Raw genomic sequence first — 13,039 nt, 5'->3', positions numbered from 1 at the left:
CGGGCGTCCCACCTCCCCTCATCGCGCTGAGTCGTTTCCGCCCTCGCTCGCTCCCGGGTCAGCTGCCACGCCGGGCCCGAGTCGGGCGAATCCAAGGCCTGTGATTCCACTATTCCAGTCAGGAGCGGACGATGCTCAGAATCTCTGTTACGAGTGCGTCTACTTCTTCCGGCGATCTGGCTTCGACGTTCAGCCTGAGCAGCGGTTCGGTATTCGACGCGCGCAGATTGAACCAGGCGTCGTCGGCCAACTGGACGGTCACGCCGTCCAGCCTATCCACCGAGATCGTCCGATCCCCGAATGCCTCCACCACAGCCATCGTCCGCTCCTTTGCGTCCGGCACTGTGGAATTGATCTCTCCGGAGGCCGCATATGTTTCGTAAGCCGCCATCAGCTCCGACACCGGCCGGTCCTGCTCGCCCAGCGCGGCCAGCACGTGCAGCGCCGCGAGCATGCCGGAGTCGGCGCCCCAGAAGTCGCGGAAGTAGTAGTGCGCGGAGTGCTCGCCGCCGAACACCGCGCCGGTCGAGGCCATCTGCTGCTTGATGAACGAGTGGCCGACCCGGGTGCGCACCGGGGTGCCGCCGAGCGCGGTGACCAGCTCGGGCACCGCGTGCGAGGTGATCAGGTTGTGGATGATGACCGCGCCCGGCTCCTTGACCAGTTCGCGCTCGGCGACCAGCGCGGTGATGGTGGACGGGGACACCGGGTCGCCCTTCTCGTCCACCACGAAGCAGCGGTCGGCGTCGCCGTCGAACGCGAGCCCGATGTCGGCGCCGGACTTGACCACCAGGTCCTGCAGATCGACCAGGTTCTTCGGGTCGAGCGGGTTCGCCTCGTGGTTCGGGAACGAGCCGTCCAGCTCGAAGTACAGCGGCACGATGGTCACCTGCGGCAGCGCGTCGAACACGGCGGGCACGGTGTGCCCGCCCATGCCGTTGCCCGCGTCCACCGCGATGGTCAGCGGGCGGACCCCGGCGATGTCGACCAGGTTGCGCAGGAACGCCGCGTAGTCGGCGAGCAGGTCGACGCTGGACGCGGTGCCGTGTGGTCCGTCGAAGCCGGGGACGCCCTCGGCGACCTCGCTCTTGATCGTCGCCAGGCCCGTGTCCTGGCCTACCGGAATGGCTTTGGCGCGGCACATCTTGATGCCGTTGTAGCGGGCCGGGTTGTGGCTCGCGGTGAACATGGCGCCCGGGCAGTTCAGGCTGCCGGAGGCGAAGTACAGCTGATCGGTGGACGCGAGCCCGATGTGCACCACGTCCAGGCCCTGGGCCAGCACGCCGTCGGCGAACGCGTTGGACAGCTCGGGGGAGGACTCGCGCATGTCGTGTCCGATGACGGCCCGCGTCGCGCCCTCGGCGCGCATCAGCCGGGCGAACGATGCGCCGATGTCCCTGACGAATTCGGCGTCGAGCTGTTCACCGACCACACCGCGAACGTCGTAAGCCTTGATCACCGCGTTTACGAATTCGGCAGAGCGGGCGACTGTCATGCCCACCACCCTAATGGTTGCGCGGCAACGGTTTGACCCGGTCCTGGGTTTGTTCAGGAAGGCGGGTCGGGGAGTACGCGCAGATGTCCCCGGCGCCCGGTGCGGGTGGTGCGCTGCGGCGGCGGCGCGTAGTCGCGATAGCCGCGCTGATCTTGTTCCGGCGGGCGGCGGCGCAGTCCGGCCTCGCGGACCGCCTCGGCGAGCGCGGTCAGATCGTCGTCATCCGGTGTGCTGGAGGAGAATCCGCCCTCGTGGCGAACCATCTCCCAGCCCTTCGGGGCGGTGATGCGCGAGCCGTGCGTTTCACAGAGATCCCAGGAGTGCGGTTCGGCGACGGTCGCGAGTGGTCCGACCACGGCGGTCGAGTCCGAGTACACATAGGTGAGCGTCGCGACGGCCGGATTCTTGCAACCTGGTCGGCAACAACGACGCATGGGGATCACGCCGATGAGAGTAACCCTCCGGGCGTGCCGATGTGGATAGACACGCTCAGGATTCGGGCAAAAACTCCCGCCACGCGGCGGCGCCGCAGGCGAGCGAAGGAGCCTTGCGGCCCTGCGGTCGGCCGAAGGTCGGGTGAGTGTGCGGTCTGCGGGCCGCGCACTCGGTGTCGGTAATCAGTTATCGCTGCTCGCAACAACATTCGTTACCGAAGGGCGCGCGGCTTGGTGCGATTTCTATTCCGGTTCCGGGTCGATGATGTCCGGATCGACGCCGAGATAGGTGGCGATCTGCTGGACCAGCACCTCGCGCAGCAGGTCGACCAAGTCGTCGGGATCGCTGGCGCGCAGCTCCAGCGGCTTGCGGAACAGCACCACCCGGGCGCGGGTGGCGGTGCCGTGCCGGTCCACGCCGGCCGGGATCAGCCGGGACAGCGGCACCGGGCCGTCGGCCACCACCTCGTCCGGCCAGGTGACCGAATCGGGATGCAGCGGACGGATTTTCGGCACATCGTCGACCGCGATGTCGAGCTTGGTGAGGCGGTCGTGCCAGCGAGTGTCCAGCGGTGCGAACGCTTCCAGCACCAGCCGGTCGAACTTCTGCCCCCTGGTGCGCCAGGCGGGCACCGTGGGCGGCAACATCGGCCCACGCACCCCGCGACCACGGCGGATCACCGACCGGGCGGTCGGCGGACGACGATTACGGGAACGTGCCATGGGTTAAAACCTAGTCAGCCTGTCCGGTGCGGTTGCACCCAGTGCTGCCCCAGTCGGCCGACGGACCGCGGGCAGGGGCTCGGGCGTACCCCCGGAGCTACCCGTGTGATCGCGAGAATCGTTGTCGCCGTGGCGACTTCTCGTGCTTGCGGATAACTCGGGGGCCAACCCAAGTCTTCTAGCCGATGCCGCGCTTCAGGCGGCGGCGCTCTCGTTCGGAGAGGCCACCCCAGATGCCGAAGCGCTCATCGTGGGCGAGTGCGTATTCCAGGCACTCGTCGCGCACCTCGCAGCCCATGCAGATCCGTTTCGCCTCGCGAGTCGAGCCGCCCTTCTCTGGGAAGAACGCCTCCGGATCGGTCTGCGCGCACAGGGCACGCTCTTGCCACTGCTCTTCGATGGATTCGAACATCTCGTCGAAGCCCGTGACGACCAGGCTGAGCCGGGGCGTCGAGTTCTCGTCACCCGTGCTGTGCCCAGGCGTCAAGACTTCGTCACCCCCCTCGCGTTCTATCCAGCCGTTTTCTGCGCAGACGCCACGTGCTGCGCCTGCTGTGGAATCGGTCGGCGAGACCATCTCGTTGGCCATCGCTCCGCCTCCTCACTGTGTGTTAGCGCAGAATGATTCGATCCGTCGGACCAACACGCTTACCGACGGCCATACCCCGCGACGTTGTCCCGCGGACGTCCCCGAGCTCGTCATCTCGATGCGAACATCTGTTCGAAAAGCCGTTCGCGCCTTGCACTCTCGCGCGAACCCGAAATGACATGACTGTGATTAGACACGCCGGACGTGTCGATGGTCAAGCGGCCGTCGCTATTCCGTTACTATCCGCGAACGCTTTCGAAGATGATCTTGAGTCGGAGTAGGGCAAATGACCAGCAACTATGGCCCGAACATCGCCCGGTCCGGCAGCGCATAGGCTGTGCGGATGTGACTTCCCTTCAAGCGGACACCGAACCCGTCGGCGGGCCACGGATTGCCGTCCTGGTCGGGGGTGTCGGCGGCGCTCGCTTCCTCCAGGGCGTCCGGGAACTACTGCCCGATGCCGATGTCTCCGCGATCGTGAACGTCGGCGACGACGTCTGGATGCATGGCCTCCGGATCTGTCCTGACCTTGATACCTGCATGTACACCCTTGGTGGCGGCATCGATACCGAGCGCGGCTGGGGCAGGCCGGACGAGACCTGGCACGCCAAGGAAGAGCTGGCGAAGTACGGCGCGCAGCCGGACTGGTTCGGGCTCGGCGATCGCGACCTCGCCACGCATTTGGTCCGGAGCGAAATGTTGCGTGCCGGGTACCCGCTGTCCGCGGTGACCGAGGCGCTCTGCAACAGGTGGCAGCCCGGCGTGAAACTGATCCCGGCAACCGACGATCGGTGTGAAACGCATGTGGTTGTGAGCGACCCGGACAACCCTGGCGAACGTCGCGCGATCCATTTTCAGGAGTGGTGGGTTCGCTATCGCGCGAACATCGAGACCCATGGATTCGCCACAATTGGGGCAGAGGACGCCAAACCGGCCCCGAATGTGACCGAGATCATAGAGTCGGCGGATGTGGTCTTGCTCGCTCCCTCGAACCCCGTGGTGAGCATCGGCGCCATCCTGGCGGTGCCTGGAATCCGCGGCGCGTTACGCACGACCGACGCCAAAGTGATCGGTATATCCGGTGTGATCGACGGTAAACCGCTGCGCGGCATGGCCGATGAATGCCTGTCGGTGATCGGCGTCGAGACGACCGCCGAGGCGATCGGCCGTTACTACGGCGCGCGCTCGGCCACCGGAATCCTGGACGGCTGGCTGATCCACACCACCGACACCGCCGACGTGCCCGGTGTCGAAGTACGCAGCGTGCCGCTGCTCATGACCGATCCGCCGACCACCGCCGAGATGGTGCGGGAGGCCCTGGACCTCGCGGGAGTGAAGCCCTGATGACGATCGATCACGCGGCGGGTGAGCTGCGCATCCTGCCGATCACCGGCCTGCCGGAGTTCCGGCCCGGCGACGATCTCGCCCAGCACATCGCCGCCCAGGCGCCCTGGCTGGCCGACGGTGACGTGCTGGTGGTGACGAGCAAGATCGTGGCCAAGGTCGAGGGCCGCATCGTCGAGGCGCCGCTGGACCCGGAGGAGCGCGACACGATGCGCCGCGCCCTGGTCGAGCAGGAGGCGGTGCGGGTGCTCGCGCGCAAGGGCCGCACCCTGATCACCGAGAACAAGCTGGGCATCGTGCAGGCCGCGTCCGGCATCGACGGGTCCAACGTCGAGCAGGGCGAATTGGTGTTGCTGCCGGCCGATCCGGACGCCAGCGCGAAGGCCTTGCGCTCGGCGCTGGCCGAGCGGCTCGGCGTGCGGGTCGCCGTGGTCATCACCGACACCATGGGCCGGGCCTGGCGAAATGGCCAGACCGACACCGCGATCGGGGCCTCGGGCCTGCGCGTGCTGCACGACTACGCGGGCGCGATCGACGGCCAGGGCAACGAACTGCACGTCACTCAGGTGGCGATCGCGGACGAGCTGGCCGCCGCGGCGGACCTGGTGAAGGGCAAGCTCGGCGGCGTGCCGGTCGCGGTGGTGCGCGGGCTGCCGATCACCGACGACGGATCGAGCGCCGTCGATCTGCTGCGCGGCGGCACCGACGACCTGTTCTGGCTCGGCACCGCCGAGGCGATCGAGCAGGGGCGGCGCGAGGCGGTGCTGTTGCGCCGCTCGATCCGCCAGTTCGCGGACGAGCCGGTCGATGCCGAACGGGTCCGGGCCGCGGTCGCCGTGGCGCTGACCGCGCCGGCGCCGCATCACACCCGTCCGGTGCGGTTCGTGTGGTTGCGCACACCGGCGCTGCGGGCGCAGTTGCTGGCGGCGATGACCGAGAAGTGGCGCGCCGATCTCACCGCGGACGGCTTGCCCGCCGATCGGGTGGAACGCCGGATCGCCCGTGGCCGAATCCTTTTCGACGCGCCCGAGGTGATCATCCCGTTCTGCGTGCCGGACGGCGCGCACGACTATCCGGACGAGCGGCGGCGGGCCAACGAGCGCACCATGTTCACCGTCGCGGTCGGCGCGGCGGTGCAGGGCCTGCTCGTCGCGCTGGCGACCGAGGGGCTCGGCAGTTGCTGGATCGGCTCCACCATCTTCGCCCCGGACGTCACCCGCGCCGTGCTCGGCCTCGACGACGACTGGAATCCGTTGGGCGCCATCGCCATCGGACATCCGCTCGAGCAGCTCACGCCGCGTGCGGCGCCGGGCTCCAGCTTCGGACTGGTCGAACTGTGACGGCTGATTCGCTGCACGCGTCGGCGACGGCGTTGCTCGAATCCTGGTCTCCGACAGCGGGTTCGGATCAATCGCTGCGGCAGGCGATGCTCGCGTTCCTCGGGTCGGCGCCGCGCGGGTGCCTGCGCGAGCACGTGCCCGGGCACATCACCGCCTCGGCGGTGGTCTTCTCGCACGACGAACGCGAGGTCCTGCTGACCCTGCATCCGCGGGTGGGTAGCTGGATCCAGCTCGGCGGGCACTGTGAGGAGGGCGACGACACGGTGGCCGGCGCCGCGCTGCGCGAGGCGACCGAGGAGTCGGGCATCGCCGGGCTGCGGCTGGAGCCGGAACTGTATGGGGCGCAGGCGCATCCGATCACCTGCTCGCTCGGGTTGCCGACTCGGCACCTCGATCTGCTGTTCCGGATCACCGCGCCCGCGAACGCGGTCCCGGTGCGCAGCGCGGAGTCCACCGATCTGCGCTGGTGGCCGGTCGACGCGTTGCCGGCGAACGCCGACGTGCTGCTGCGCTAACACCCCTGAACATCCCACACCCCGGTCGGCCACCGCGCTGACCGGGGTGTTTTCGTCTGCGCCGGACACATTGCTTTACAAATCGGCTGATTTGTCTAGACAAACGACAAATCGATCTCTATCGTCCATTTCAGAGGTAACGCACGTCACACGTGACGTGCCGTTTTTGGATTGGAGACAACGATGTCGACCGAAGCCGACACGTCCGCGAAACCGGTGACCACCCCGGACTGGCGCGATCGCAAGCGCTACATGTGGCTCTGGGGGTTGTTCGCTCCCACCGGCCTTTTCACCATCGGTATCCCACTGATCCTGGCGCTCAACGCCATTGGCTGGCATCGACTGGCGCAGGTGCCGTTCTGGCTCGGACCGATCCTGGTGTATCTGCTGATTCCGTTGGCGGACATATTCTTCGGGCCGGACGGCGACAATCCGCCGGACGAGGTGATGGAGTATCTGGAGCAGGACAAGTACTACCGTTACCTCACCTACCTGTATCTGCCGTTCCAATACGCCTCGCTGGTCATGGCCTGCTATTTGATCACCGCGGATCAGGTGAGCTGGCTCGGTTTCGACAACGGCCTGCACCTGGTGGACAAGATCGGCCTGGCGATCACCGTCGGCATGCTCGGCGGCATCGGCATCAACACCGCACACGAATTGGGGCACAAGAAGGTTCAGCTGGAGCGCTGGCTGTCGCGGATCGCGCTGGCGCAGTCGTTCTACGGACATTTCTATATCGAGCACAATCGCGGCCATCACGTGCGCGTCGCGACGCCCGAGGATCCGGCGAGTTCCCGTGTCGGCGAAAGCTTCTGGGCCTTCTGGCCGCGCACGGTGTGGGGGAGTCTGACCTCGTCGCTGCGCTTGGAGAAGACCCGCCTGGCGCGGCTGGACAAGAAATGGTGGAGCCCGAAGAACGAGGTGCTGAGCGCGTGGCTCATGTCGGCGGCGCTGTACGCGGTGCTGGTCGCGATCTTCGGGATCGCCCTGCTGCCGTACCTGGTGCTGCAAGCGGTGATCGGCTTCAGCCTGCTCGAGGCGGTCAACTACCTGGAGCACTACGGCCTGGTCCGGCAGCGCACGTCGTCGGGGCGCTACGAGCGGCCTGCCCCGGTGCACAGCTGGAACAGCGACCACATCGTGACCAACATCTTCCTGTACCACCTGCAGCGGCACAGCGATCACCACGCCTACCCGACCCGGCGCTACCAGACGCTGCGCAGCTGGGACGGCGCGCCGAACCTGCCCAGCGGTTACGCCAGCATGATCCTGCTCGCCTACTTCCCGCCGCTGTGGCGCCGGGTGATGGACAAGCGGGTGCTCGCCCACTATCACGGGGACATCACGCTGGCGAACATCCACCCGGCCAAGCGGGACAAGGTGATTGCCCGCTACCGGGGCGGTGCCGCGACCGGCGCGGGGCAGGCATGAATCGCTTTCGCTGCCCCGTCTGCGATTACGTTTACGACGAGGCGAAAGGTGCGCCGCACGAAGGATTTCGCCCGGGAACGCCGTGGGCGAATATTCCGGACGACTGGTGCTGTCCGGACTGCGGGGTGCGGGAAAAGATCGATTTCGAACCGATGGGAGCCGTCAAATGACCGATTACAAACTTTTTCAGTGCATTCAGTGCGGCTTCGAATACGACGAGGCCAAGGGCTGGCCGGAGGACGGGATCGTGGCCGGCACCCGCTGGGACGACATCCCCGACGACTGGACCTGTCCAGACTGCGGCGCGGCGAAGGCCGACTTCTACATGGTCGAAATCGAACGGTCGTGAGGTTTTGACTGCGGGAACCGCCCGTGACAGGGTCGCCGGTATGCCGCGCTCCGGAACCCGCATCCCCTATCAGGAGGCGGCGCGTGAACTCTTGCGCGCCTCCGTCCTCGGGGCGATGCGCGAACTGCTCACCGAACGGGACTGGTCCAAGATCACCCTCGGTGATGTGGCGGCCAAGGCCGGGGTGAGCAGGCAGACCCTCTACAACGAGTTCGGTTCCCGCAGTGGCCTGGCGCAGGCGTATTCGCTGCGCCTGGCCGACGATCTGGTCGACCACGTGGACGCGGCCATCACCGGCAATGTCGGCGATGTCCGCGCGGCCTTCCGCGAGGGAATGACCAATTTCTTCGTCGACGCCGCCGCCGACCCGCTGGTGCAATCACTGCTCGCCGGTGAGGTGAAATTGGATCTGTTGCGGCTCATCACCCTTGATGCTGGACCGTTGCTCGACCAAGCGACCCGCCGGCTGTCGCTGGCCTTCCAGCACAGCTGGGTCGCGGCGAGCGCGGCCGAATCCGATGTCATCGCGCACGCGCTCGTCCGCATCGCGATGAGCTACATCCCGACGCCGCCGGATCCGGCGCGCGATGCACCGGGTGAGTTGAGTGCGTTGCTGAGTCCGTACGTGGAAGCGATTCTGGCGGCCCGGATCGATCACTGATCGAACCCTGAAGAACCCCAGTCTGTTTGCACCAAGTAAGCCAGGACTTCAAGCGCCTGTGAGCCCGCTTAAAAACCAACTGCCATGGATGTAACCCTCATCACGTTTCGGCCTCCAAGATCTGCGAAACGGCCGTACAGTCTGGAACTATTCTCGTACATCGGAGTTAGGGTTCCTATTTAGCGGGGCAAACGTGCAAACGGTTGGCAAACCGGCGGTATCTTCTGATCCCAAACGACACTTATGGGTTTTCGGCTTGATCGCTCCACTGAGCGCACTCTTGCCCTCGCAACTTGTGTTGCAAACGGGCGCAAAGGTGTTCTGGTGGATCGGTCCAATCATCGTGTTGATCGTCATCCCGGTCCTGGACTGGGTTGTCGGCGAGGACGGCACCAACCCGCGCGATGAGGATTACGAGTTGCTGAGCAACGACCGGTACTACCGGTGGTGCACTTATCTTTTCCTTCCTGTTCAACTGATCGGCCTGTTGATCGCCTGCGCCATGTGGGCGGGTCACGAGCTGAGCATCGTCGACAAGCTCGGCCTGGCAGCCACTCTCGGCTTCGTCAGCGGCATCGGCATCAACGCGGCGCACGAGCTGGGACATCGGGTCGAGCACGCGGAGCGCTGGCTGGCCAAGGTCGCGCTGGCGCAGTCGTTCTATGGACATTTCTTCGTAGAGCACAACCGCGGACACCACGTCCGGGTGGCGACTCCGGCGGACCCGGCCAGCGGCCGACTCGGCGAGACGCTGTGGGAGTTCCTGCCGCGCAGCGTGTTCGGCAGCTTCCGCTCGGCGATCCAGCTGGAGAAGGTGCGGCTGGAACGCAAGGGCCTGCGCTGGTTCAGCGTGCACAACCACATCCTGCAGGCGTGGTCGATGAGCGTGGTGCTGTTCGGCACCATGATGGCGATCTTCGGCGTCGGCATCCTGCCGTGGTTGATCCTGCAGGCGGTGATCGGCGCGTCGCTGCTGGAGACGGTGAACTTCATCGAGCACTACGGCTTGCTGCGGGCCAAGCGCCCGAACGGGAATTACGCGCGCTGCTCGCCGCGCGACAGCTGGAACAGTGATCGATTGGTGACCAACATCTTCCTGTTCCATCTGCAGCGGCACAGCGACCATCACGCGAATCCCGGACGCAGGTATCAGACGCTGCGCAGCTCGATGCAGGCGCCGCAGCTGCCTGCCGGGTACGCGACGATGATTCTGTTCGCGGCCGTGCCGCCGCTGTGGCGGGCGATCATGGATCACCGGGTGCTCGAGCATTACGAGGGCGACGTCACCAAGGCGAACATCCATCCGCGCAAGCGGCGCCGCCTGCTGGAGCAGTACGGCACCGTCGCCACGATCAACGCTGCGGCCCAGGCGAATTCGGCCAAGGGCGGTCCGGCGCAGCCGAACGCGGCGGAGTCCGACGTGCCGGAGTCCGGCGCCGCGTAGTCGACCGGCTGCCCCGGCTCAGCGGCGGTAGGCAGGCGGCAGGGGTAATCCCTGCTCCTGCAAGACCTCTCGCATGCGGTCGGGGTAGTCGGTGATCACGCCGTCCACCCCGGTGTCGATCTGCGCGGCGATGGTGGCCTTGTCGTTCACCGTCCACGGGATCACCTTCAGGTCGAGTTCGTGCGCGCGCTCGACATAGGCCTTGTCCGCCACCAGCGCGAAACCGGATTCACCTGCCTTGCGGCCGTAGGGAACCGAGTAGCCGGGCGAGGCGGCGTTCGCGCCGAGCGCCTTCACCGCGCCGAGCGGATCGTTGGCGAAGTCCTCGTAGCGGATCGGGCCGAGCCACTTCGAGCCCGCGACGAAGGTCGTGTCGTCATACAGCGCGACCAGCGGGATCGTCGGACTCGCCTTGCGCACCAGCGGAAGTGAACGCCAGTCGAAGCTCTGGATGTCGACATTGCCGGTCTCGCCCGCCGCGGCGACCGTGCTCAGGATGACGTCGACGAACTCCTGTGGCGTGGCGGACTGCTCGGGATGTTCGGCTTCCACTTTTGTTTCGATGTTGTAGCGCAGGTGCGCGCCGCGGTAGGTCTTCACCAGATCGAACAGCGCGGGCAGCGTGGCTATCCGGTTGCCGGGCACCGCCTGCTGGCCCGGGAAGTCGGCGAGCGGCTTGCCGCAGTCCAAGGTTTGGGTCTGCGCGTAGGTCAGGTCGTGGATCAGCTTGCCCACGTAGGGGAACTGCGGATCGTCCGGCGTGACCGGCGCGGTGTCCGCGCATTTGGTCGCCAGCACGGTCGGGTCGTGCCAGATCATCGGCATCTTGTCCCTGGTAAGCACGATGTCCAATTCGAGCGTGCTGACGCCGAGTTCGATCGCTTTACCGAAGCCGGCCAGGGACTCCTCGGCGGTGAGACCGCGGCCGCCGCGGTGGGCTTGCAGCTCCACCGTTCGCGGCGCAGTAGCCGGTGACGAGTCCGATCCGCTGTCGCAGGCGGCGCTGAGGCCGAGCGCGAGCGAGCCGGCGACAGCGGTCGTGACGATGGCGCGAAGGTTCGGCATCGCCCCAAGCTAGCAAGGGTGAGTACGGTGTACCCATCCGCCGCGCCAGCGATTAGCCTTGCGTGTTGGTACCGACTTTCCAGGAGAGGCAGATAGAGGCTATGACGACCTCAGAACTTCCCGCCCGAACTGAACTCACCGCCGATGTCCGCAATGGCATCGACTTCAAGGTGGCAGATCTGGCGCTGGCCGAATTCGGCCGCAAGGAGATCCGGCTCGCCGAGCACGAGATGCCCGGCTTGATGGCGCTGCGCCGCGAATACGCCGAGGTGCTGCCGCTACAGGGCGCGCGGATCTCCGGCTCGCTGCACATGACCGTGCAGACCGCCGTGCTGATCGAGACCCTGGTCGCGCTCGGCGCGCAGGTCCGCTGGGCCTCCTGCAACATCTTCTCCACCCAGGACCACGCCGCGGCCGCCATCGTGGTCGGGCCGCACGGCACCGTCGACGAGCCCAAGGGCACCCCGGTCTTCGCCTGGAAGGGCGAGAGCCTGGAGGAGTACTGGTGGGCCGCCGAGCAGATGCTCACCTGGCCGGACGAGCCGGCCAACATGATCCTCGACGACGGCGGTGACGCCACCATGCTGGTGCTGCGCGGCGCGCAGTTCGAGAAGGCGGGCGTGGTTCCGCCGGAGGACGAGAGCCACTCGGCCGAGTACAAGGTGTTCCTGAACCTGCTGCGCGAGCGCTTCGAGTCGGACAAGGGCAAGTGGAGCGCCATCGCCGATTCGGTGCAGGGCGTCACCGAGGAGACCACCACCGGCGTGCTGCGGCTCTACCAGTTCGCGGCCGCCGGCGAGCTGGTGTTCCCGGCGATCAACGTCAACGACTCGGTCACCAAGTCGAAGTTCGACAACAAGTACGGCACCCGCCACTCGCTGATCGACGGCATCAACCGCGGCACCGATGTGCTCATCGGCGGCAAGAAGGTGCTGATCTGTGGCTACGGCGACGTCGGCAAGGGTTGCGCGGAATCCCTTGGCGGACAGGGCGCCCGGGTGCAGGTCACCGAGATCGATCCGATCAACGCGCTGCAGGCGCTGATGGACGGCTACGACGTGGTCACCGTGGAGAGCGCGATCGGCGACGCCGACATCGTCATCACCTCCACCGGCAACAAGGACATCATCACCCTCGACCACATGAAGGCGATGAAGGATCACGCGATCCTCGGCAACATCGGTCACTTCGACAACGAGATCGACATGGCCGGCCTGGAGCGCTCCGGCGCGACCCGGATCAACATCAAGCCGCAGGTCGACGAGTGGACGTTCAAGGAGTCCGGCAAGGCGATCATCGTGCTGTCCGAGGGTCGTCTGCTGAACCTGGGCAACGCCACCGGGCACCCGTCGTTCGTCATGTCCAACAGCTTCTCCAACCAGGTGATCGCGCAGATCGAACTGTGGACCAAGCCGGACGAATACGACAACGAGGTCTACCGCCTGCCCAAGCACCTCGATGAGAAGGTCGCCAAGATCCACGTCGAGGCCCTCGGCGGCGAGCTGACCAAGCTCACCAAGGATCAGGCCGAGTACATCGGCGTGGATGTCGACGGCCCGTACAAGCCGGAGCACTACCGCTACTGAGTTCACCCGTTGACGAGGGCCGCCGGATCATCGCGATCCGGCGGCCCTTGTACTCTGCGT

14 protein-coding genes are annotated in these 13,039 nt (G+C 66.3%); 9 read left to right on the top strand and 5 right to left on the bottom strand.

Translation table 11 applies throughout. The features are described from left to right. Window positions 1–118 precede the first annotated feature (118 nt). The 4 genes from AB0M22_RS06715 to AB0M22_RS06700 form a co-directional block, all read right to left on the bottom strand. Window positions 119–1,495 (bottom strand): phosphomannomutase/phosphoglucomutase, encoded by a 1,377-nt coding sequence (locus AB0M22_RS06715; RefSeq protein ID WP_364721990.1) that lies wholly within the window; start codon window positions 1,493–1,495, stop codon window positions 119–121. A 53-nt stretch (window positions 1,496–1,548) separates the two neighbouring features. Then, complete coding sequence (locus AB0M22_RS06710; RefSeq protein ID WP_191093956.1) at window positions 1,549–1,938, bottom strand: DUF3499 domain-containing protein; 390 nt, start codon at window positions 1,936–1,938, stop codon at window positions 1,549–1,551. Window positions 1,939–2,172: 234 nt separating this feature from the next. Further along, the gene (locus AB0M22_RS06705) at window positions 2,173–2,652 is read right to left on the bottom strand and encodes a metallopeptidase family protein (RefSeq protein ID WP_167768837.1); all 480 of its coding nucleotides are present in this window, start codon (window positions 2,650–2,652) and stop codon (window positions 2,173–2,175) included. Window positions 2,653–2,830: 178 nt separating this feature from the next. Then, a complete protein-coding gene (locus tag AB0M22_RS06700; RefSeq protein ID WP_029901515.1) occupies window positions 2,831–3,064 on the bottom strand; it encodes a WhiB family transcriptional regulator in 234 nt (77 codons plus the stop codon). 387 nt (window positions 3,065–3,451) lie between these two features. Between AB0M22_RS06700 and cofD the strand changes: the two genes are divergently transcribed. The 8 genes from cofD to AB0M22_RS06660 all read left to right on the top strand — a co-directional run bounded on the left by cofD (window position 3,452) and on the right by AB0M22_RS06660 (window position 10,328). After that, window positions 3,452–4,585 (top strand): 2-phospho-L-lactate transferase, encoded by a 1,134-nt coding sequence (gene cofD / locus AB0M22_RS06695; protein WP_364721987.1) that lies wholly within the window; start codon window positions 3,452–3,454, stop codon window positions 4,583–4,585. Then, window positions 4,585–5,925, top strand: coding sequence for a coenzyme F420-0:L-glutamate ligase (locus AB0M22_RS06690; protein ID WP_364721984.1), 1,341 nt, complete (start codon window positions 4,585–4,587; stop codon window positions 5,923–5,925). Before cofD ends, AB0M22_RS06690 begins: the two co-directional genes overlap by 1 nt. Then, window positions 5,922–6,440, top strand: coding sequence for an NUDIX domain-containing protein (locus tag AB0M22_RS06685; protein WP_364721982.1), 519 nt, complete (start codon window positions 5,922–5,924; stop codon window positions 6,438–6,440). Before AB0M22_RS06690 ends, AB0M22_RS06685 begins: the two co-directional genes overlap by 4 nt. A gap of 183 nt (window positions 6,441–6,623) precedes the next feature. Next, a complete protein-coding gene (locus tag AB0M22_RS06680; protein WP_364721980.1) occupies window positions 6,624–7,874 on the top strand; it encodes an alkane 1-monooxygenase in 1,251 nt (416 codons plus the stop codon). Beyond that, window positions 7,871–8,044: a rubredoxin gene (locus AB0M22_RS06675; protein WP_150402441.1), complete on the top strand. Its 174-nt coding sequence runs from the start codon at window positions 7,871–7,873 to the stop codon at window positions 8,042–8,044. The genes AB0M22_RS06680 and AB0M22_RS06675 overlap by 4 nt, the downstream gene beginning before the upstream one ends. Beyond that, a complete protein-coding gene (locus AB0M22_RS06670) occupies window positions 8,041–8,223 on the top strand; it encodes a rubredoxin (RefSeq protein WP_357380821.1) in 183 nt (60 codons plus the stop codon). The genes AB0M22_RS06675 and AB0M22_RS06670 overlap by 4 nt, the downstream gene beginning before the upstream one ends. Before the next feature lie 40 nt (window positions 8,224–8,263). Beyond that, window positions 8,264–8,884, top strand: coding sequence for a TetR family transcriptional regulator (locus tag AB0M22_RS06665; protein ID WP_364721977.1), 621 nt, complete (start codon window positions 8,264–8,266; stop codon window positions 8,882–8,884). Window positions 8,885–9,077: 193 nt separating this feature from the next. Beyond that, window positions 9,078–10,328 (top strand): alkane 1-monooxygenase, encoded by a 1,251-nt coding sequence (locus tag AB0M22_RS06660; RefSeq protein ID WP_364721975.1) that lies wholly within the window; start codon window positions 9,078–9,080, stop codon window positions 10,326–10,328. Window positions 10,329–10,346: 18 nt separating this feature from the next. On the opposite strand, the gene AB0M22_RS06655 is transcribed toward AB0M22_RS06660, so the two are convergent. Then, window positions 10,347–11,393, bottom strand: coding sequence for a glycerophosphodiester phosphodiesterase (locus AB0M22_RS06655; RefSeq protein WP_364721973.1), 1,047 nt, complete (start codon window positions 11,391–11,393; stop codon window positions 10,347–10,349). Between the two features lie 101 nt (window positions 11,394–11,494). Here AB0M22_RS06655 and ahcY point away from each other — a divergent pair, with 101 nt between their 5' ends. Beyond that, window positions 11,495–12,979, top strand: coding sequence for an adenosylhomocysteinase (ahcY, locus tag AB0M22_RS06650; RefSeq protein WP_150402446.1), 1,485 nt, complete (start codon window positions 11,495–11,497; stop codon window positions 12,977–12,979). Window positions 12,980–13,039 lie beyond the last annotated feature (60 nt).

It is taken from the genome of Nocardia sp. NPDC051756 (assembly GCF_040681495.1).
Classification (GTDB): Bacteria; Actinomycetota; Actinomycetes; order Mycobacteriales; family Mycobacteriaceae; genus Nocardia.
The sequence above is the reverse complement of the archived record's forward strand: the minus strand, read 5'-3'. Positions and strand labels throughout refer to the sequence as shown.